This window comes from Cytobacillus firmus (genome assembly GCF_023612095.1).
Taxonomy (GTDB): Bacteria; Bacillota; Bacilli; order Bacillales; family Cytobacillaceae; genus Cytobacillus.
The window spans coordinates 963,730-985,100 of sequence record NZ_CP086235.1; the positions used below are offsets into that span (position 1 = coordinate 963,730).

Annotated in this window: 20 protein-coding genes; 16 read left to right on the forward strand and 4 right to left on the reverse strand. The window is 41.7% G+C overall.

The features are described 5' to 3' along the window. Positions 1 to 75: 75 nt before the first annotated feature. On the forward strand, positions 76 to 1,635 hold the full coding sequence (locus tag LLY41_RS04915; RefSeq protein ID WP_304587081.1) for an IS1182 family transposase: 1,560 nt from the start codon (positions 76 to 78) through the stop codon (positions 1,633 to 1,635). A 232-nt stretch (positions 1,636 to 1,867) separates the two neighbouring features. Next, positions 1,868 to 2,710 carry a YtnP family quorum-quenching lactonase gene (locus LLY41_RS04920; protein ID WP_095244480.1) on the forward strand — a complete coding sequence of 281 codons (843 nt, stop codon included), beginning with the start codon at positions 1,868 to 1,870 and terminating at the stop codon, positions 2,708 to 2,710. A gap of 46 nt (positions 2,711 to 2,756) precedes the next feature. On the opposite strand, the gene LLY41_RS04925 is transcribed toward LLY41_RS04920, so the two are convergent. Continuing rightward, on the reverse strand, positions 2,757 to 3,071 hold the full coding sequence (locus tag LLY41_RS04925; RefSeq protein WP_095244479.1) for a PepSY domain-containing protein: 315 nt from the start codon (positions 3,069 to 3,071) through the stop codon (positions 2,757 to 2,759). 220 nt (positions 3,072 to 3,291) lie between these two features. Here LLY41_RS04925 and LLY41_RS04930 point away from each other — a divergent pair, with 220 nt between their 5' ends. The 3 genes from LLY41_RS04930 to LLY41_RS04940 all read left to right on the forward strand — a co-directional run bounded on the left by LLY41_RS04930 (position 3,292) and on the right by LLY41_RS04940 (position 6,370). Then, a complete protein-coding gene (locus LLY41_RS04930) occupies positions 3,292 to 4,365 on the forward strand; it encodes a M42 family metallopeptidase (protein ID WP_095244478.1) in 1,074 nt (357 codons plus the stop codon). 54 nt (positions 4,366 to 4,419) lie between these two features. Continuing rightward, complete coding sequence (locus LLY41_RS04935; RefSeq protein WP_095244477.1) at positions 4,420 to 4,932, forward strand: DUF84 family protein; 513 nt, start codon at positions 4,420 to 4,422, stop codon at positions 4,930 to 4,932. A gap of 104 nt (positions 4,933 to 5,036) precedes the next feature. Continuing rightward, a protein-coding gene (locus LLY41_RS04940; RefSeq protein ID WP_304587082.1) for an IS3 family transposase occupies positions 5,037 to 6,370 on the forward strand; the annotation gives its coding sequence in 2 pieces (ribosomal slippage) (positions 5,037 to 5,409 and positions 5,409 to 6,370; 1,335 coding nt in all). A gap of 57 nt (positions 6,371 to 6,427) precedes the next feature. On the opposite strand, the gene LLY41_RS04945 is transcribed toward LLY41_RS04940, so the two are convergent. Then, positions 6,428 to 6,874 carry a YtoQ family protein gene (locus LLY41_RS04945; RefSeq protein ID WP_095244834.1) on the reverse strand — a complete coding sequence of 149 codons (447 nt, stop codon included), beginning with the start codon at positions 6,872 to 6,874 and terminating at the stop codon, positions 6,428 to 6,430. A 162-nt stretch (positions 6,875 to 7,036) separates the two neighbouring features. On the opposite strand from LLY41_RS04945, the gene LLY41_RS04950 reads away from it, so the two are divergent. From LLY41_RS04950 to murC, 8 genes are all read left to right on the forward strand, one after another. Beyond that, positions 7,037 to 7,549: an outer membrane protein assembly factor BamD gene (locus tag LLY41_RS04950; protein ID WP_095244835.1), complete on the forward strand. Its 513-nt coding sequence runs from the start codon at positions 7,037 to 7,039 to the stop codon at positions 7,547 to 7,549. Between the two features lie 175 nt (positions 7,550 to 7,724). Beyond that, positions 7,725 to 8,747, forward strand: a complete 1,023-nt coding sequence (locus LLY41_RS04955) for a PTS sugar transporter subunit IIC (protein ID WP_095244836.1) — start codon at positions 7,725 to 7,727, stop codon at positions 8,745 to 8,747. Continuing rightward, positions 8,744 to 9,061, forward strand: coding sequence for a thioredoxin family protein (locus LLY41_RS04960; protein WP_095244837.1), 318 nt, complete (start codon positions 8,744 to 8,746; stop codon positions 9,059 to 9,061). Before LLY41_RS04955 ends, LLY41_RS04960 begins: the two co-directional genes overlap by 4 nt. Positions 9,062 to 9,226: 165 nt before the next feature. Continuing rightward, complete coding sequence (locus LLY41_RS04965) at positions 9,227 to 10,027, forward strand: DUF1444 domain-containing protein (protein WP_095244838.1); 801 nt, start codon at positions 9,227 to 9,229, stop codon at positions 10,025 to 10,027. A 388-nt stretch (positions 10,028 to 10,415) separates the two neighbouring features. Beyond that, positions 10,416 to 11,792 carry a hypothetical protein gene (locus tag LLY41_RS04970; RefSeq protein WP_304587083.1) on the forward strand — a complete coding sequence of 459 codons (1,377 nt, stop codon included), beginning with the start codon at positions 10,416 to 10,418 and terminating at the stop codon, positions 11,790 to 11,792. Further along, positions 11,711 to 13,240 (forward strand): DNA translocase FtsK, encoded by a 1,530-nt coding sequence (locus tag LLY41_RS04975; RefSeq protein WP_370460231.1) that lies wholly within the window; start codon positions 11,711 to 11,713, stop codon positions 13,238 to 13,240. Before LLY41_RS04970 ends, LLY41_RS04975 begins: the two co-directional genes overlap by 82 nt. Positions 13,241 to 13,403: 163 nt before the next feature. Beyond that, on the forward strand, positions 13,404 to 14,501 hold the full coding sequence (locus LLY41_RS04980; protein WP_095244840.1) for a nicotinate phosphoribosyltransferase: 1,098 nt from the start codon (positions 13,404 to 13,406) through the stop codon (positions 14,499 to 14,501). 415 nt (positions 14,502 to 14,916) lie between these two features. Then, a complete protein-coding gene (gene murC, locus LLY41_RS04985) occupies positions 14,917 to 16,212 on the forward strand; it encodes a UDP-N-acetylmuramate--L-alanine ligase (protein WP_095244841.1) in 1,296 nt (431 codons plus the stop codon). A gap of 56 nt (positions 16,213 to 16,268) precedes the next feature. Here the strand turns inward: murC and LLY41_RS04990 are convergent, their stop codons facing one another. Continuing rightward, the gene (locus LLY41_RS04990) at positions 16,269 to 17,384 is read right to left on the reverse strand and encodes an aminopeptidase (RefSeq protein WP_095244842.1); all 1,116 of its coding nucleotides are present in this window, start codon (positions 17,382 to 17,384) and stop codon (positions 16,269 to 16,271) included. 227 nt (positions 17,385 to 17,611) lie between these two features. On the opposite strand from LLY41_RS04990, the gene LLY41_RS04995 reads away from it, so the two are divergent. The 3 genes from LLY41_RS04995 to ytxJ all read left to right on the forward strand — a co-directional run bounded on the left by LLY41_RS04995 (position 17,612) and on the right by ytxJ (position 19,023). Continuing rightward, positions 17,612 to 18,097, forward strand: coding sequence for a DUF948 domain-containing protein (locus LLY41_RS04995; protein ID WP_095244843.1), 486 nt, complete (start codon positions 17,612 to 17,614; stop codon positions 18,095 to 18,097). A 22-nt stretch (positions 18,098 to 18,119) separates the two neighbouring features. After that, entirely contained in the window at positions 18,120 to 18,623 is a 504-nt protein-coding gene (locus tag LLY41_RS05000; RefSeq protein ID WP_095244844.1) for a YtxH domain-containing protein, read from the forward strand. A gap of 70 nt (positions 18,624 to 18,693) precedes the next feature. Continuing rightward, positions 18,694 to 19,023, forward strand: a complete 330-nt coding sequence (gene ytxJ / locus LLY41_RS05005) for a bacillithiol system redox-active protein YtxJ (protein ID WP_095244845.1) — start codon at positions 18,694 to 18,696, stop codon at positions 19,021 to 19,023. Between the two features lie 30 nt (positions 19,024 to 19,053). Here ytxJ and pilM read toward each other — a convergent pair whose 3' ends face one another. Next, positions 19,054 to 21,231 (reverse strand): cell division protein FtsA, encoded by a 2,178-nt coding sequence (pilM, locus tag LLY41_RS05010; protein ID WP_304587084.1) that lies wholly within the window; start codon positions 21,229 to 21,231, stop codon positions 19,054 to 19,056. Positions 21,232 to 21,371 lie beyond the last annotated feature (140 nt).

Sequence of the window (21,371 nt, forward strand, 5' to 3'; positions counted from 1 at the left end):
AAAATAAGAAAATCGTTCACTTTTGGTATAATTAAGTCACCACAACCAACCATACGTGAAAGGAACGATTTTCTTATGTATAGAGAGTATAACACGAATCAACTAGTTCTTCCATTTGACCTTCAAGTACGTATCCCCCAACAACATCTTGCCCGTTTGATCGACTTCGCAGTCGATCAGATGAATCCTACTATCTTTTCATCTTTATATCCAGGAGGCGGTAGTCCTCCTTACCACCCTCAGATGATGTTGAAAATTATTCTTTATGCTTACTCAAACCGCATTTATTCTTCCCTTCAAATCGCTAAACAGCTAACAGAAAACATTATTTTCATGTGGCTTTCAGGTGAACAGCAGCCCAATTTCCGCACTATTAATCGGTTCCGATCTGAACGAATGAAAGATGTCATTTATGAAACCTTCTTTTCCATTGTCGACCTCTTGCGGGAAGAAGGCTATGTAAAACTAGAGGATTACTTTCTGGATGGCACCAAAATAGAAGCTAATGCGAATAAGTATACCTTCGTCTGGCGAAAATCGACTGAGAAATATGATCGGAAATTGGATGAGAAATTTAAACAGCTTAGCCTTCAGATTGAGCAGGTTACAGAGGAAGACGAAGAGGCAGAACAGGAATTAGATCTAATGGAGAAGTTAGAAGAGTCTCCGATTTCTTCAGAAAAAATAGCTGAAACGGTAAAAAATTTGGAGAAACGTTTAGAAAAGGAACCGAAAAATAAGACCTTAAAAAAAGTAAAGAACCAATTGGAAAAAGACCTTCTGCCAAGAAAACAAAAATATGAACAGCAAAAATCGATCTTTGAGGGGAGAAATAGCTACTCTAAAACAGATCAGGACGCTACTTTCATGCGGATGAAAGAGGATCATATGAAAAACGGCCAGTTGAAACCTGGCTACAACGTGCAAATCGGGACAGAAAACCAGTTCGTTGTTGGTTTTAGCCTGCATCAGCGTGCTGGTGATCCAGGTTGCCTTATTCCTCATATGGAGGTACTGGATAAATATAACCGTCCCAAGCCCAAGTCAATAATTGCCGACTCTGGATATGGGAGTGAAGAAAATTATGCTTATTGTGAAAAAGAAGAAATCGAAGCCTACATTAAATACAATACATTTGATAAAGAAAGCAAGAGGAAATGGAAAGAACAAGTCGGAAGAATAGAAAACATGGATTATGATGCGGAGTTGGATGAATGGATTTGTAAGAACGGCAAGCGCCTGACTTTCCAATATGAGTCTAAAAGAAAATCAGATAATGGATATGAATCAATTAAAAGAACGTATCACTGTACCCAGTGTCAAGGCTGTCCGTTTCAAATAACCTGTGCTAAAGATAAAGACACAAAGACCGTTCAGGTCTCCATCGAAAATCAAAAGCAGCGAGAGGAAGTCAGGAAGAGACTTGCCTCAGAAGAGGGTGCTCGAAAGTACGGAAATCGAAAAACTGATGTCGAGCCAGTCTTTGGACAGATTAAACACAACCGAAAATTTAGCCGTTTTTCTCTAAGAGGCCTATCAAAAAACAGCACGGATTGGGGTCTTATTTGTGTTGCCCATAACTTAAAAAAGTGGGATGAACGGAGAAAAAACATGATAAAATTGGAAACATATTAGAGGGAACTGGCCCTCTATTTTTGATAATTTGTTCAAAAATAGAGAAAAAACACCCAAAAAAATAAAACTGACTCAAAAGATTCGTCATTCAACGACCTTTTGAGTCAGCCTCTTTTTTATTGATATTCAAACATGAATAATTTAAATATTTCTACAAGTAAGCGCTTAAATGTTATGATGTTATTAAGATAAGCGAGCGCTTGCTCAGAAATATTAAATGGAGGAGATACTCATGGAAACATTGGAGTTAAAGAACATAAAGATATCCTGGCTTCGCGGCGGTGTCACATATCTTGACGGTGGAGCCATGTTTGGTGTAGTTCCGAAGCCTTTGTGGTCAAAAAGATATCCATGCAATGAAAGAAATCAGATCGAGCTGAGAACAGATCCCATTCTTATTCAATTTGACGGCAAGAATATTTTAGTCGAAACAGGTCTGGGAAACGGGAAACTGAATGAAAAACAGAAGAGGAATTTCGGAGCGCTTGAAGAGTCGTTTGTTGAACAGGATTTAGCTAAGCACGGTTTGTCCCCTGGAGATATCGAATATATCCTTATGACGCATCTTCATTTTGATCATGCCTGCGGACTGACAAAACCGGAAGAAGGAAAATTCTCGTCTGTATTTCCGAATGCCAGAATCATCGCATCACGGGTTGAATGGGAGGAAATGAGAAATCCTAATATCCGCTCCAGAAATACATATTGGAAAGAAAACTGGGAGTCCATTCAGGATCAGGTGGAAGTGTTTGATGGAGAGTGGACAATCGGCCCTATTAAAATGGTGCATACAGGCGGCCATAGTGACGGACATTCCATCCTGGTTATAGAAGATGAAGACGAGACCGTTATTCATATGGCTGATATAATGCCAACACATGCCCATGCAAATGTTTTATGGGTCCTCGCTTATGATGACTACCCGATGGATTCCATCAGCGCCAAGGAAAAATGGATGGAATACGGCATGAAAAGAAATGCTTGGTTCACTTTTTACCACGATGCTTTTTACAGGGCAGTCAAGTGGGATGAAGCAGGAAATATGCTTGAAAAAGTGGAAAAGGAAAAAAGCTAAAAAATCCCCATCCGGGGATTTTTTAATACAACTCGGCTGCTGGCGATTAATGCAGCGGGAAGACGTCCAAAATGGTTCCAGTCTCCGCATCGGCAATGAACTCATACTGCTCGGCTTCCTCACCGGAAAATCTTGAGATGCCGCCCTTATAAACCTGATATTTTAAATGGCCCTTTTCATAAGGTTCAGCTTTCATTTGAATCCATGATCCGCTTATCGGACCATCCTGTTTAAAAGCATCCTTTGCATTAGCTAAAGCTCTTTCAGGGGAAACAGCAGTTTTTTGCGAAAGCAATTCCCTTGCTGCGTATCCGCTTGCCAAACCAACTCCTACACCTAACATAAAAGATTTCCAATTCATAATAGCACCTCCCCAGGCTGATGATAAAAGTAATTCATTATTAAAATTTTCTGTTTTCCAAATCTATCTTACCAAAAATAGGCTGGAACTAAAATAAATATTGCATTTCGCCAGTCGAAATTTCCTGTCTGAAATGGTGGAAAGACGTATGAAAGTTCTGTAAAATAAAATTATACATACTGTAATAGACAATCTAAGGATTGAAAAAGGAGAAGAATAGATGAACGAAAATACTTTGCAGCTTTTTAAAACATTGACAGAGTTGCCGGGGGCACCTGGAAACGAGCATTTAGTCCGGAAATTCATGCGTGAACAAATCAGCCAATATACAGATGAAGTTGTCCAGGATAAGCTGGGAGGCATCTTCGGAGTTAAAAGAGGCGATGAAAGCGGTCCGACTGTAATGGTAGCAGGACATATGGATGAAGTGGGATTCATGGTCACCAGCATTACAGATAATGGAATGATCCGTTTTCAGACACTTGGAGGCTGGTGGAGCCAGGTTTTACTTGCACAAAGAGTACAAATTATTACAGATCATGGACCTGTGACAGGAGTTATCGGTTCCATTCCTCCGCATCTTTTAGACGAAGCCAAGCGCTCAAAACCGATGGAAATAAAGAATATGCTGATTGACATTGGGGCGGATGACCGTGAAGATGCCAAAAGAATAGGCATTAAGCCAGGGCAGCAAATTTTGCCGATCTGTCCATTCACACCAATGGCAAATGAAAAGAAAATTTTGGCGAAAGCCTGGGATAACCGTTACGGATGCGGCTTGGCTGTGGAGCTTTTAGAGCAAGTCCAGAATGAAGCTCTTCCCAATATCCTTTTTTCAGGAGCAACAGTTCAGGAAGAGGTTGGCTTAAGAGGTGCACAGACAGCAGCGAATATGATCAATCCTGATATTTTCTTTGCGCTGGATGCGAGCCCTGCCAACGATATGACAGGGGATAAAAACGAGTTCGGGCACTTAGGCAAGGGAGCTTTGCTTCGGATACTGGACCGTTCAATGGTAACACACCGGGGCATGAGGGAATTTGTACTGGATACAGCCGAAACGAATAACATCCCATATCAGTATTTCGTCTCACAGGGCGGAACAGACGCCGGAAAAGTTCATGTATCAAACGAAGGTGTTCCCAGCGCAGTAATCGGCATCTGCTCCCGCTATATTCACACACATGCATCTATCGTGCATGTCGACGATTATGCAGCGGCAAAAGAATTGCTTGTTAAACTTGTAAAGTCTTGTGACCGTTCAACAGTAGAGACAATTCGTCAAAACAGTTAATCAGATGAGACAGCAGGTGCTGTCTCTTTTTCCTGTCAAAAGAAAGGAGCATTTATGAAAATCATCATTGGTTCAAAAAATCCTGCAAAGATTTCGGCAGTACAGGCGGCCTTTAGTGATTATGAAGCAGACATTATGTCCGAAGATGTGCCCTCGGGAGTGAATGATCAGCCGTTTTCGGATGAAGAAACCATTAAAGGGGCCATTAACAGAGCTTTTGGAGCACTTGAGATATCCGGAGGTCAAATCGGCATTGGGTTAGAGGGAGGTGTGCAAAAAACAGAATATGGGCTTTTTCTCTGTAACTGGGGGGCTCTGGCGGAAAAAGAAAAGCCTCCGATTATTGCAGGCGGAGCAAGGATTCCTCTTCCTGAAGCTGTTGCAAAAAGGCTATCAGCTGGCGAAGAACTGGGCCCTGTCATGGATGATTATGCACAAATAGAAAACGTCCGTAAAAATGAAGGAGCAGTTGGAATTTTTACAAATGGGCAGATTGACCGTGCTGCCATGTTCTCGCATGTCATGAAGCTTCTTATCGGGCAATATGAATATAGAAAAAGGGGATAGCTTAGCTGAACTATACCCCGGATAGCGGACACTGATAAAAAAGTGCCCCTATCTGGGGTTTTTTGTGTTTCAATAGATTTAATGAATATGGGCGGAGGATTAACATGAGTAAGAATATTTATAATGAATTTCAAATTAAAGAGCTTGAAAAGAATCCTAATGTTTTATGCGCTTCTGAAAGGTCAATCTCCTATAGTCCTGAGTTTAAGCTAAAAGCAGTTACGGATTATAAAAATGGAAAAGCACCGTCGCAAATCTTTATTGAACAGGGCTTCGACCTGGACATGATCGGTAAGAAACAACCCCAGCGTTGTCTTAAACGTTGGAGGGATTCATATGAAAGGTTTGGAAAGGAAGGTTTCCTTACGGAACGTAGAGGCAAAGGGAGTACCGGGCGTCCTTCTTTAAAGCAACTTTCCGTAGAAGAGAAATTAAAAAAAGCTGAAGCAAGAATTAAATTCCTTGAGGCAGAGAATGACTTCTTAAAAAAGCTGGAAGAGTTAGAAAGGCAGGCGTTGAAGAAGAAACGATATTAACGGCAGCTGAGAAGTTTTCGCTGATCGAGAAAACAATCAGAATTCATCAGTTAAATAAAGTTGTTTCCTACCTGTGTGAACTGGCAGGTGTCAGTCGAAGTGGCTACTATGATTGGTTGAAGGCTGCACCATTGCGGGCACAACGTGACGATCAGGATGAATTGGACATAGAGTTAATCCGAGAAATTTTCATAAGCAAAAGAGAAAAAGTAGGTGCCCTCCAGATTAAAATGGTTATGGAGAATGAGTATTCAGCTGTAATGAACCACAAGAAGATTAGACGTTTAATGGCAAAATATAATCTTGTAGCTAAGATAAGGAAAGCCAATCCATATCGTAAGATGGCTAAGGCAACTCAGGAACATCGAACCTGCCCTAACCTTCTTGACCGTGAATTCAATCAGGAAGTGCCAGGAAAAGTTCTGCTTACTGATATTACTTATCTTTATTATGGAAAGGGCCAAAAAGCATATTTATCCTGCGTAAAGGACGGAGCTACAAAAGAAATTTTTGCCTACTACCTTTCCACGTCTTTAGAGATGGATATTGTTTATAAAACGTTAAAAAAGTTAAAGACAGCTGTTGGCAACCACTTTCATCCAGAGGCCATATTGCATTCTGACCAAGGAATGCACTACACGCATCCTCTATTCCAAAGCAAAGTAAAAAGGCTTGGCCTAACTCAGTCAATGTCCCGAAAGGGAAACTGTTGGGATAACGCACCAATGGAAAGTTTCTTTGGACATTTTAAAGACTTATCAGAGTATAAATCACTTGATAATATAAAGGATGTAAAGAAAGAAGTAGATCGTGTAATCGAAGAATATAATCATCATCGTTATCAATGGGGCTTAAATAAAATGACCCCGGCACAATACCGGGGTCACTTATTAGCTGCATAGCGCTTTTTTATAAACTGTCCGTAAATGGGGGTACAGTTCAAGCGCTACCCCCTTTTTTTATTCGGTTTCAAAGATGTACGACAAAACTTTCAATGCCTGGCTGACAGTTTCAACAGTAACATTTGCTTTGCTTGAAAGCTCTTTTAGAGGGTGGTGAAGTTCCTTTGGACGGATAAGGATCAGCGGCTTTCCAAGTGCGGCAGCTGCGCTTGCATCCATGGCGGTGTTCCATTGCTTGTACTTCTCACCAAATAATGCAATCACCAGATCTGATTTTTGCATTAGAAGCTGTGTTCTTAAGTTATTAATGCCTGAAGCAGCTTCATCCCGAAGTATGGCATCCGGCTGCGTCCCGAGAATTTCCTCTCCAATCATGTCAGAACGGTCATGATTTTCCATTGGACCTGTAAAATGAACAGGCAGCTGTAATAATTTTGCTTTTTCCTTTATTTCATTGCGCCAATTGGAATGTATTTCACCTGCTAAATAGACGTTTATTTCCATTCTTCTTCCTCCTTTATGCAATATTCTTATATTTTAACATTTCTTCTAGGAAGTAACGCAGTGAAAAGGCTGCCAATCCTGATATGAAGGGTTGTCAGACTATTGAGAAGAAATGTATGATAGGGAAGGATATGAGAATCCATGCAAGGAGGGGACAATAGAATGAGTAAAAGATTCACCGCAGCCTTGCTCTTAGTTATTTCATTTATACTGCTCAGTGCCTGTTCAGCATCGTTGGAAGAAGAGCAAACCGCCGCAAAAAATGCTGCAGAGGAAGCATTTAACCAATCACCTGAAAAGACAAATCATAAGTTTGAAGATATAGAATATTATTTGCCTTTCGGCTATGAAGTAGAAGAGGAAAGCCCAAATAACATCATTTTAAAAAATGGTTCGAAACGATACATCCTTTTTTACAATCAGCATGAAGGTCCGGACAGCAGGATTGTTTATGATGCTACCTTAAAGCAGAAAGATGAATTTGAAGTTAAAGAGAAGTTTACAAAAAAGGGACATAATGGCTTCCTATTAATCAACAGCGGAAAAAAAGACGAACATGAATTGGTCGTCGGGATTGGCGGCGTAAAATTATCAACGCAGGCTAAAACCAGAAACTTATCCTCTGACGCCGCTGCGATGATGGAAATAGCCAATTCTGTTCAAATGAATAACTAAAGCGAGGGGCCCTGCCCTTCGTTTTTTAATTTGCCTTTATAAGCAGCTGAATTTTTTATTGTTATAATAGAAAGCCCCTATTAAAAGAACAATAAGAATATAGAAGATTTTATATTACAAGTGTCTTTACATATGTTATCTTATAAATGCAGAACTTTTACATAGGGGGAAAATTATGAGAGATTTCCTGAATCGAAAAGGGGTTACCCTTTCAGCTAAAGTTTATTTCATAGATGCCCTGAGCAGTATGGCGCTGGGCTTGTTTGCTTCGCTGATCATCGGGCTGATTATTAAGACAATTGGAGAACAGACTGATATCAAATATTTGCAGGATATGGGCATTTTGGCTATGGGGCTGATGGGCCCTGCAATTGGAGTGGCAGTTGCATACGGACTGAATGCTCCCCCGCTGGTTGTCTTTTCAGCCATCGCAAGCGGGGCTGCCGGGGCGGCACTCGGAGGCCCGGCAGGGAGCTTCGCTGCAGCCCTTATTTCCACGGAACTTGGAAAATTGGTCAGTAAGGAAACTAAAGTGGATATTATTGTAACACCGCTTGTTACCATCGCATCAGGTTATGTCGTTTCTACATTTATTGGACCCGGAATTGACTTTGGAATGAAAAGCTTTGGCAGCCTGATCATGTGGGGAACCGAACAAAGGCCGATCCTCATGGGGATCATTGTCGCGGTATTAATGGGACTTGCCTTGACGGCTCCCATCTCTTCAGCTGCCATTGCGCTTATGCTTGATCTGCACGGAGTTGCAGCAGGAGCTGCCACAATTGGCTGTGCAGCACAAATGGTCGGCTTCGCTGTGAGCAGCTACAGGGAAAATAAAATGGGCGGTTTAATTGCGATAGGAATTGGAACATCCATGCTTCAGGTGCCTAATATTATTAGAAACCCGCGCATCCTTATTCCGCCTACCATCGCAGGAGCGATTCTCGCACCGTTTGGCACGACCATCTGGCTAATGGAAAACAATGCTGCAGGGGCAGGGATGGGTACAAGCGGGCTTGTTGGCCAGATTATGACTTTTACCACGATGGGCTTTGGCCCGGACGTTTGGATGAAGGTCATCATCTTGCATATTATTGGACCCGCTCTCATCAGCCTGATATTATCTGAATATATGAGGAAAAAAGGCTGGATCCAATTTGGAGACATGCATATCAGCACAGGGGGCGTAAGGAAATGAAAAAATTGGAATCAATGGAGCAATTTAACGAGATGCGCAGCAGAGGGAAACACATTTTCATGTTTTCAGCAGACTGGTGTCCTGATTGCCGGGTGATTGAACCGGTATTGCCTGAAGTTGAAGCAAAATATAGTGACTATAATTTCGTTTATGTAGACCGCGATCAATTCATTGATCTTTGCATTGAGCTTGATGTCTTTGGCATTCCAAGCTTCATTGGATACAGGGATGGCCAGGAGCTCGGCCGCTTTGTCAGCAAAGACCGCAAAACTCAGGAAGAAATCGAGAACTTCATTCAAACTCTGGAAAACTAGGCCTGGCAATTATTTAATAAATGTCAGCTTTAGCGCATGCCCCCTCGATTTGCAGTGGCGGGCAAGACACTTCCGCTTTAAGCCCTCCTGCATCTTTTTTGAGCAGGAGGGTTTATTAGTGTAAAATGATAGTCGGAAATCAATCCCCAAAGGAGGGGCTTATATATGAAAATGGATAGCAGAAAAATGAAAAATGAATTAGAGCAGCGCTTAGCAAAAGAGAACCGGACTTTCTCTTTTGACAGAGAGAAAGATCAGCTTAGAATAGAAAATAAGGACACTGGAAAAGGAATTACCATCTCTTTGCCTGGCATTATAGCTAAATGGCAGGAGCAAAAGGAAAAAGCGATTGACGAAGTCGTTTATTATGTGGAGGAAGGCCTGGAAGCAATGGTGGAGGATGCTCATTTATCCGGCCATGAAAAAAACATTTTTCCAGTCATTCGATCAACTTCTTTTCCGGGTGAATCACAGGAAGGTGTTCCTTTTCTGACAGATGAACATACTGCTGAAACCCGTATCTACTATGCTCTTGACCTCGGTAAAACGTATCGCCTTATAGATGCACAGCTAATGGAAAAAGAGGGCTGGGATCCGGAAAGAATTAAAGAAACGGCTCTCTTTAATGTAAGATCTCTCTCGACCGATATGAAATCAGATACTGTAGCAGGCAATACTTTCTATTTCTTAAATAAGAATGATGGATATGATGCAAGCAGGATACTGAATGATTCGTTCATTAAAGAAATGAGCAGGAAAGCAGAAGGAACCATGGCAGTGGCCGTTCCGCATCAGGATGTATTAATCATTGCTGATATTAAAAATGAAACAGGCTATGACGTTCTCGCCCAGATGACTATGAGCTTCTTTGCGAGCGGCAGAGTGCCCATCACCTCCCTTTCATTTCTATACGAAAATGGAGAGTTTGAACCCATATTTATTTTGGGTAAGAATAAAAAGAAATAGCTTTTAAAGGCCACATCAATTGTGGTCTTTTTTATTGGCTGTTTTCGCAAGGTCTGTTGCAAATTGTGTATTATTTACTGAGTTGATTGGAAAACTTGCCGACCCATCGTGAAAAAAGGTATTAAACCCCCAGGAGAGGTAATTTATTTTCGAAATATATATCAATCAATTATTTCTATTAGTATTGCGAAAAAATCAGCTGTCTGTACAAATGAATTATTAACCTCCCTGAGTCGAAAGTATGTCTGCAGCTCTTTGTTTGTTTGTAAATTTACCCATTCTGCCTTTAAAAGGACTCATTCTCGGATTTCTTATTCAAAATCTGTGAATAACTGCTAAAATAATAGAGATAGTCTAACAAAGTTTTTGATAGAAAGAGTTGATATAAATGAGCTGGATTAAGAAGCTGTTCCATATGTTTAAAGATAATGATGAAGAATATGAGGAATTTGAAGATCATGCGGATGAGCGAAACCAGGAGAAACAGCCTGCTTCTCAAAGTACAAAAGAAAGTTCAAGAGATGTAGATGCTAAAGTAGTTTATCAATATCCTAAAGGCCAATTCCGTTTTCCAGTCATACCTGACCATGAAGCAGCACGGGAAAACAAGAGGCAGCAAAAGCAGGAGCATACACGCGGGCAGACGGTTAAAGAAACATCTGAAAAACGGCAGCCAAGGGTAAGAGAAACGGAGCGGCAGAGAAAACCAGCAGATTCTCCATTTCATGAAAAAAGGGCGCCGCGTTCCGCAGAAAGAGAGCGGCAAAAAAAGACTGCGCCATCACCTGCAAATGAAGAAAAAATCTTGACCCGCAACGAAAGAGAGGCTGCCAATAAGAAAAGGCCTTTCCAGCCGACAGAAATTCCATCCCCGATTTATGGGTTTAAGAGACCAGGTTCAAAGACACCTAAGGATCAATCTGGGAACGGGGAACAGGAAAATAACCGCAGGGAAATTACATACGATGAGGTTATGCGTAAAATTCAGCAGACTCCTCCTAACCGGCCTAAGATAACTGCGGCTGAGTCGCAAAAAGAAAAAGAAACCATCTTTTCCGCTAAGGTGGAAGCTTTGCAGAGACAGGCTGCTGTACCGGAAACTGAGGAACCGGCAGCAAACAAATATAAAATAGGTGAATCATCTGAATTAATGTTTGAAGTTCCGGAGGAAAGCCAGGAGATAGAATCCTGTGAAGTGGAAACACATGCAGCATGGGAGGATGAGCTGGAACCAGTCAGTCATCCCGGTTCTTCCACACCAGCCGGCAATGATTTCTCAAACCACGAAGAGAGCATTGATCGTGAAGAAAAATCTGAAGTAAGCAGATCGCTCTCAAATTTGATTGAAGAGGCTCTTCATGAAGAAGAGACAGAAGAAGAAACAGAAGAATATACAGAAGACACAGCAGCACTTTCCGGACAGGATGATTTGAATTCTAATGCGATCCCTGAACCAGAGGCTGAAAAGGTCCCAGAGAAAAGTCAATTAATCCAGGATATGAACATAGAATCAGAGAATGAAGAGATATCAAATCCAGTGCAGGAAAAAAGTGTTCAAGAAGAAAAGCCTTCTTCCAGAGGGTCAATCCCATTCAACGTCATTATGCTGAACAATGACAGAAAAAAATTGAACCAGCAGGAGAAAGTATCAAACCCTGCAGATGAAAAAAAAATAATATCGCGATGTTTCCATCTGAAAGCATCCAGCAGTCTGCTGCTTCAGCAGAAAGAATTGAGGATTACCCGACTTCGGAACAGAAGATAAATCAGGAAGAAGATGACATTTCGTATTACCAATTCCCGTCGCGGACATTACTGACACCGCCGGTAATCATGGATGAAGAATCTGATTGGCTTTACGAGCAGGAACAGATGTTAAACTCCACCCTGCAGAATTTCAATGTCAGGGCCAGGGTTGTCAATGTTACGCAGGGACCTTCTGTCACCAGATTTGAAGTGCAGCCTGAACCGGGGGTCAAGGTAAATAAAATAACGAACCTCTCGGATGATATCAAGCTTAGTCTGGCAGCAAGGGATATTAGGATTGAGGCACCAATTCCAGGAAAGCATACAATCGGCATTGAGGTTCCAAACCAGAGCAGCCGTCCGGTATTTATCAGTGAGATCATAAGCACCCCGGAGTTCCAGAATGGCAGCTCCCCATTGACGGCTGTGCTTGGACTTGATATCTCAGGAAAGCCGATTGTGACCGATTTAAGGAAAATGCCCCACGGTTTAATTGCCGGTGCAACGGGATCTGGAAAGAGCGTCTGTATCAACACGATCCTGGTAAGCCTTTTGTATAAGGCGAGTCCGGATGAATTGAAGCTTCTCCTGATTGACCCGAAAATGGTCGAACTTGCACCATATAATCGAATCCCTCATTTAGTCAGCCCGGTTATTACCGATGTAAAAGCAGCAACAGCTGCCCTGAAGTGGGCTGTAGAGGAAATGGAACGCAGATATGAATTATTTGCCCATGCCGGTGTGCGGGATATAAACCGTTTTAATGAGCTGGCTGAAGAGCATAAGCAATATTCAGAGAAGCTTCCATTTATGGTCATTGTGATTGATGAGCTGGCAGACCTGATGATGATGGCGCCGGCCGATGTGGAAGAAGCCATTTGCCGGATTGCACAGAAAGCCCGTGCATGCGGGATGCATCTGATTATCGCAACCCAGCGGCCTTCCGTAGATGTTATTACCGGCTTAATCAAAGCGAATGTGCCAACAAGGATTGCATTCTCTGTGTCATCCCAAATTGATTCAAGAACAATCATCGATATAAGCGGAGCGGAAAAGCTCTTGGGCCGGGGAGATATGCTTTTCCTTGAAAATGGATCCTCAAAGCCGGTAAGACTCCAGGGGACATTTGTTTCTGACAAAGAAATTGATGATGTTGTAGCCCATGTACGCAGGGAACAAGAACCTGATTACTTATTTGAGCAGGAAGAGCTTCTGAAAAAAGCCCAAGCCATTGAAGAAGAGGATGAACTGTTTTTTGAAGCATGCGAGTTTGTTGTTGATCAGGGCTCAGCTTCCACTTCTAGTCTGCAAAGAAGATTTAAAATAGGCTATAATAGGGCAGCCAGGTTGATTGATATGATGGAAAAACAAGGATTCATTTCAGAAAATAGAGGCAGCAAACCGAGGGATGTCCTTATTACTGCGGCTGATCTTGAATCCATACAAGACACTAGTACATTAAATTAATCCATGGTATTCTTTACTTGCATGTTTAAAATAATATGAATAACTACTACGATAACGAAGAAAGCATTCATAAGCCGGCGTCCTGCCGGCTTAGGGGCCTGCTCCTTGCAACGCCAAGTCTGCAGGCAAGCCTGCTTTCTTTCATGTTTGTAAGGAGCTTGGGATGAAAGAGATTGAAATGAAGGTTAAGGGAGAAATAAAACGTCTGACAAACCAGACTTTTAAATTTGATGAACGTGTAAGAGATGGCTGGTTTTCAGCGGTTTACTTCCTAAAGACCAGAGAAATTGTTAAGAAATATCACGTTGATAAAATTGTAACTATGCAGTTTTTTCAAAAGAGTCATGCCGTTCTATGCGGTACGGATGAAGTCATTGCGCTGTTAAAAACATTTGCCGACCGTCCGGATGATCTGGAAATTCATTCATTAAAAGATGGTGACAAGATTTCACCCTTTGAAACAGTAATGACCATAACAGGAAGATATCAGGATTTCGGCTATCTCGAAGGAATTATTGACGGCATATTGGCCAGAAGAACCTCGGTTGCCACAAATGTCTATAATGTGGTAAAAGCAGCAGGAGTTTCAGGTGTTCAAAAACAGGTCATCTTCATGGGCGACCGGGATGATCATTATACCACCCAGGCAGGTGATGGATATGCAGCCTATATTGGGGGAGCAACAGCCCAGGCAACACATGCCATGAACGAATGGTGGGGCAAAAAGGGCATGGGTACAATGCCGCATGCACTGATTCAAATGTTTGAGGGAGATATCGTCGCGGCTGCTGAAGCTTATCAGGAGACGTTTCCTGAAGACGATTTAGTTGCTCTGGTAGATTATAACAATGATGCAATCACTGATTCCCTGAAAGTAGCCAGGGCTTTTGGCGATGAACTTAAAGGTGTCCGGGTTGACACATCCAGAACAATGATTGATCAATATTTCTTGAGAAATCAGCATATCCTGGGAACATTTGACCCGCGTGGAGTCAATGCTGAACTGATTTTTGCTCTAAGAAAAGCGCTGGATGACGAGGGCTTCGGCCATGTGAAGATTGTGGTGAGCGGAGGCTTCACCGAATCCCGAATCCGTGATTTTGAAGAAAAGGGTGTTCCAGTTGATACTTATGGTGTGGGAAGCAGCCTTCTTAATATTACCATTGGATTCACGGGAGATAATGTGATGATAGACGGCAAGCACGCAGCAAAGGCAGGACGCCGTTACCGCCCCAACCCCCGCCTTGAAAGAGTTGAATAACAGAGCAATACATTTAAATGGATCCTGATATCAATGTTTATATGTAATGTTTAAGGAATAAAGAGCTGGCAATACGTTACATAGTTTTTAAAATCGATTAATGATATAATGTTTCAATACATTAAAGTGTAAGTTTATCGCAGTCTAACGGGCAGTAAGACCCCCACTTCAAGACTCAGAGGAATCAAAGGAGGATAAGTGGGGATCAAACTGCCCGTAAAGGCCCGATTGGTTCAACTAACAATCAGTGGGGGATAAGGAAAACCCCCACTGATTGAAGTTTCACTTTATATAAATAACAGCGAAACAGCATAGCAGCACAGTCACGGAAGCATGTCTTCTCAGGGGATATGCGCAAAACTAGATATATGTCATATACTGTTTTACAGATATACGATGGTTGGAGGTTCTTTATATGACTATTTACCATTTCGTAGGTATAAAGGGGTCCGGAATGAGTGCATTGGCACAAGTTCTGCATGATATGAACTATCAGGTTCAAGGCTCCGATTTTGAGAAACACTTTTTTACGCAGGTGGCACTTGAAAAATCCGGAATAAAGATCCTTCCCTTTCAAAAGGAAAATATACAGCCGGGCATGACGGTAATCGCCGGGAATGCATATCCGGACACGCATGAAGAAATTGAGGAAGCAATGAAGCTTGGCTTGCCTGTTGTGCGCTATCACCGCTTCTTAGGTGATTTTATGAAGAATTTCACAAGCGTTGCAGTGACAGGAGCACATGGGAAAACATCCACTACAGGCTTGCTTGCACATGTTATGAGAGGTGCAAAACCAACTTCATTCCTTATTGGAGACGGTACGGGCAAAGGGGACGAAGAAGCTGAGTATTTTGTTTTTGAAGCTTGCGAATACAGAAGACACTTCCTTTCTTATTACCCGGATTATGCGATAATGACAAACATCGATTTCGACCACCCTGACTACTTTGCCAATGTTGAAGATGTTTTCTCTGCTTTTCAGGAGATGTCTTGGCAAGTGAATAAGGGCATTTTTGCATGCGGTGATGACGAACAGCTGCAAAAAATACAGGCTAAAGTGCCTGTCGTATTTTACGGTTTCGGAGAAGAAAATGATTTCCAGGCACGCAATGTTGTTAAGACGACTGAAGGGACAACATTTGACGTTTTTGTCCGCAATACCTTCTATGAGACGTTTTCAATTGCCGCCTATGGAGATCATAACGTTCTGAACTCTTTAGCTGTCATCGCTTTATGTCATTATGAAGAGATTGATGCAAAGATTGTTCAGGAACAGCTTCTTTCTTTTGAAGGGGTAAAAAGAAGATTCTCCGAGAAGAAAGTAGGCTCTCAGGTCATTATTGATGATTATGCCCACCATCCGACAGAAATTAAGGCAACTGTAGAAGCTGCCAGACAAAAGTATCCTGAAAAGGAAGTTGTGGCCGTTTTCCAGCCTCATACATTTACGAGGACTCAGGCATTTCTTGAGGATTTTGCATCAAGCCTCAATTTGGCTGACAAAGTTTATCTATGTGAAATCTTTGGCTCTGCCCGGGAAAACCATGGTAAACTCACGATCAATGATTTAAAGGATAAAATTCCTAATGCACAAATTTTAAATGAGGAAGAAACAGCGATCCTAAGAAATCATGAAGAAAGTGTAATTATGTTTATGGGTGCCGGAGATATCCAAAAATTCCAGCAGGCATACGAAAATCAAATATAATTTATAAAAAGGATGCTCCGCTCAGGAAGCATCCTTTTTTACATAGACTTGTGATCCTACTTTAAGCTCTCTGGATTTAACGCTTCCAGTTCAGCAATGACGAATCTCCCGTCTTTACGGATTAATGCATCATCAAAGTAGATTTCGCCGCCGCCATAGTCAGGGCGCTGGATGTTGACCATATCCCAGTGGATATTTGATTTATTTCCATTGTACGCTTCGTCATAACACTGTCCGGGTGTAAAGTGGAAGCTTCCATCAATTTTTTCATCGAACAGGATATCCTGCATCGGATGGAGAATGTATGGATTAACTCCAATGGCGAATTCACCAATATAGCGTGCACCTTCATCCGTATCAAAGATTTTATTGATGCGTTCACTGTCATTGGCTTCCGCTTCAACAATTTTCCCGTCTTTAAATGTCAGCTTGACATTTTCGAATGTAAAACCATGGTATGGGGATGGTGTGTTATAAGTGATAACTCCATTCACAGACTCACGTACAGGGGCAGTGTAAACCTCTCCATCAGGAATATTCATCTGACCGGAGCATTTGATTGCAGGAATATCCTTAATCGAGAAGGACAGGTCTGTACCAGGACCGGTGATCCGGACTTTATCGGTCTTATTCATTAATTCGACAAGGCTGTCCATCGCTTTATCCATCTTGCCGTAATCCAAATTGCAGACATCAAAGTAGAAATCTTCAAATGCCTCTGTGCTCATTTTAGCAAGCTGAGCCATGGAAGCATTTGGATAGCGCAGAACTACCCACTTCGTTTTTGGCACGCGAATTTCTCTATGTACTTTTTGTCCAATTGTTGAACCATGGATTTTCATTTTATCATCCGGCACATCAGCCTGCTCGTTGATGTTTTCTCCAGAGCGAAGTCCTATGTATGCATCCATTTTGCTCATAACATTTGCTTCAAATTCAGCCATCATATTGAATTGCTCTTCTTGTGCTCCTAAAAGCAGGGAACGATCCACCTGATGATCTTTTAAGGAGACAAAAGGGTATCCTCCAGCAGCGTATGCTTCCTTTACCAGTGCCGTCACCAATTCCTTCTGCAGTCCAAAATTTTCAATAAGGATTTTCTCGCCTTTCTGAAGACGGACTGAATAGTTAATCAAATTTTTGGCGAGTTTTTCAATACGGGGATCTTTCATGCGTATATACCTCCATTAAATTTATTTTTCCGACAACTATTATTGTAACCGAAATGGATGGTTTTGTTTAACCTTTTCCAATTATGCTAATATTTACTTTAACTGATGAAAATACCCGAATGAGAAGGAATTTGGACTTTGCAAGTTGAATCTATTAATGTACTCCTGGTTTAGAGGCAGTGCATCTGGGTAAAAAGTTAGTATACAGACAACCGGAGGTGTAGGAATTGGAAATAATTTTATACTTAAGTGTAGCAGTCATTGCTATTGCATTCCTTGTTTTGGTCATTTATTTGGCTAAAACATTAAAATCCTTGCAAGGGACATTAGATAACGTTTCACACACATTAGCAGGCCTTGAAAGGCAATTAGACGGTGTTACGAAGGAAACTACAGTTCTTCTGCACAAAACAAATACACTGGCAACAGATATTCAGCAGAAGTCAGAGAATCTGAACAGTGTTGTAACTGCGGTAAAAGAAGTTGGTGACTCTGTCCGCAAATTTAATGGATCCATTCAGAAAATCACATCTTCTGTTAACACACAGCTTGAACAGAATAAAGATAAAATCTCACAGGTGGTTCAGTGGAGCAATGTTCTCCTTGAAATCAAGGATAAGTGGAAAATGAAAAAAGAAGACCCTTATCAGTACAATGTCGGGGAGAAACAAATGCTTCCGCCCGAACGCCAGAGAGAAAGAGCACGATACTAGAATTAGAGGAGGAAAAAGGAGAATGAATAGCCAAGACCGTAATCAATTTGATTCAAACCAGGTAAAAACTGAGGAAAATATCAATACGAAGGATTTTATGATTGGTGCTCTTATAGGAGGAATGGTTGGCGCAGCTACAGCTTTGTTCCTGGCTCCAAAATCAGGAAAAGAGCTCCAAAGTGATTTAAGCGAAAAAGCGGCCATCCTAAAGGAAAAATCGGGGCAGTACCGCGAAACAGCTATGACAAAAGGAACTGAACTGGCTAATGCTGCAAAAGAGAAAACAAATGTGTTAACTCAAACAGTAACCAAACAATCCAATGAGCTTGTAAATAAAGTGAAGAACTTAAAAGACTATCAAAATGGACAAGCTTCTGCAAACGGCTCAGCCGAAGAAGAGGGAGCAGCTATCAATAACGAAACATTCCAGACTGAAGGAAACGCGCCAGTCAATGATGCGGAAATCCAAATGAAACTGGAAGAAACAAAAAAAGCTTTTGACGAAACCGAGCAAAAGTATAACTAAACTATTTGTTTAAACAACGGTGAAGTGGTACGATAACTTCACCGTTGTTTGATTTTAGGAGGAGAGAAAAATGAAAAAATTTGATAGTCATGAAGCATTTGATCAAGCCGTAGAATCAGGAGAGCAGCTGCTGCTATTAAAACACAGTTCTACATGCCCTGTGAGCGGTGCAGCTTATGAAGAATATGATAGCTTTGTAAAAGAGCATAAAGATGTTAATGCTTATTACCTGGTTGTTCAGGAGGATCGCCCTTTGTCCAATCACATTGCAGAAACTTTTCATATCAAACATGAATCGCCTCAGGCAATTCTGTTTAATAATGGAGATGTTGTATGGCATGCATCACATTGGAAGATTACATATGACTCCCTTTTGAATGCAGTGAAGGAAAACAGCTAAAACCCATCCAATCGGATGGGTTTTTAATTTCTAGCTATATTTAATAGTGGAATGCTTATTATTTATGGAAGGCCACACAATTTTAAGATGGTCACCAGGCTCTACTGATTCATGAAAAGATGTTTTTTCCCCATTTTTCAAAAGGATGAAGCCTCCGGAAGAGGAAGCAGGCATATCGACATTAACATGGCTGAATATATCCTGAAAAATAAAGGGGGATCTTGGTTTTTTCAGGATTGTTATCGCATCTCCAGCAGAAATCACGTCATCTTCGGTCAGTACAGCGCCTTCTCTCTGAAATTCGAGTATTCGCCTGGACAGCTCTAATTTCTTGCTGTTAAAAATGACAGGGATGCTCTCCTGAAGTGCCAGCTGCTTAATATCTGCTAATTCCTTTACGGTCAGAGTGTTGCCTTTTTCAATGCGAAGATTGTCACCATTATCTACGATGCTGTGGCAATTAACCTCAAGGCCGTTTTTATAAAGCTTTCCGGAATGACGCGGCAGAAAAGTCTCTTTTTCGTTAATGCTGATTCGAAAAGTTTTAAGCTCGTTTAATAAATTATTCAGATTTAAAATTGTTAAGATTTCTTCAGCAGTTTCCGGTACTCTGCACTCCACTTTATCCCGATCAGCAAGAGTCTGCTCGAGCGAGGCAACCTTTTCATTACAGGTAATGGCAGGATGAATTGTAAATTGTTTTCCGTTAATAGTGATAGACTTTTCCGGGACTTCATCAATTAAATCCTTAATGCAAACATCAGCAGGCAATCCGTCACGCCCTTTTGAAACGGTTATGATATCCCCTGATTTGATTTCTTCATCTAATGCACTTGGGAGGCTGTTTCGAGTGATGGCTGGAGCTTCTCCATGGCTTCCCGGGATCGTAATGTTTTGCCCGTTTAAATTGATAATCATGGCAAGGCCAGGCTTCCCGTAGAGCTTATTCATTTTAATTCCTGCTGCCAGCATACAATCCCCGACTGTCAGGTTTTTAACCTCAAATAGCCGGACAGGCTGATCGTTGACGTAAACAGTACAATATTGGACCGGCGCTTTTTTAGCGGCTATCGCAATTCCTATTGGGGTGACTAACTCAGGGCCCTTGTCTGTATAATCCGGTAAATGCAGCCCGCTGATAGCATCAATTCCTCTAATTGCAACTCTATTTGCCGGTAGGCCCAATCTGTTCGCTATCCTTTCAGGCAATCCGGGTGTTAAGCTCCCGCCGCCTGCCAGCATGACGGCTTTTGGCGGCCTGTTATTCAGCCGCATTATTTCCTCACAAATGGAATTTGTCAAACGTTCCAGAGCTGGAGAAATTTTTTCAATTGTCTCTTCTCTGCTGATTTCTGTTTGGAAGCCGAGAATATCCGTGACAGTAATCATATCGGATTCGTGCAAGTCTCTTTTTGCCTTTTCTGCCAGAGGGAAGTCCAGCAGAAGCTGGTCACTAATGGCTTCGGTGATCTCATCGCCTGCTACAGGCACCATTCCAAATGCAGTAACTGTCCCCAAATCGGTTATGGCAATGTCGGATGTTCCGGCACCGATATCAACAAGTGCCACATTCAGTCTTCTCATTGAAGGCGGGATCAGAACATTAATAGCTGCGATTGGCTCAAGTGTTAAGGCTTCCATTTCCAGGCCAGCCCTATGAAGAGCTGAGATGAGTGACTCCACTACAACCTTCGGCAGAAAGGTAGCAATGATTTCTACAGATGCTTCATCCCCCTGCTGATCAATCAGGCTGCCGATTTCCTCCCCATCTAGATGGTAGTATAAAACCGAATATCCAACACAATAGTAATAATAGCTTTTTTCGGCTGCCTGCTTTTCTGCTGCGATTGCCTGTGCCTGCTGAACCGCACTTAATTCAAGGTGAATTATATCCTGTTTTTGCATCATCGGTTTGCCTTTAATGATGATCGATGTTTTAGATCTTTCTGTTTTTAAAGCCCTGCCAGCTGCTGCTACACAAACTTTATTTAATGGGCCGTGTTTCACTTCAAGTTCATCTCTTATTTCTGCTATAATTTTCGAAACAGCCGGAACATCATGGATCTGGCCATCGAGCATGGCCCTTTCTGCATGCTCCCTAATCACGATGTCTTTCACATGGTATTGGCCGCCGTCTTCCTCCAGAATAATTCCGACCACTGTGCGAGTGCCGATATCCAGTGCAAAAAGCTTTTTTTGTTCGTCCAAAGCAATACACCTTCTTTTGAATTGTCATAGAATGCTTAATTTTGCCTTAAGGTTGCTTTATTACTTAAAAGCGTTTAATTAATAAAGAAATTTTTCGTGACATGTCTGAATAATTCATATATAATAACCCTAATTATAAA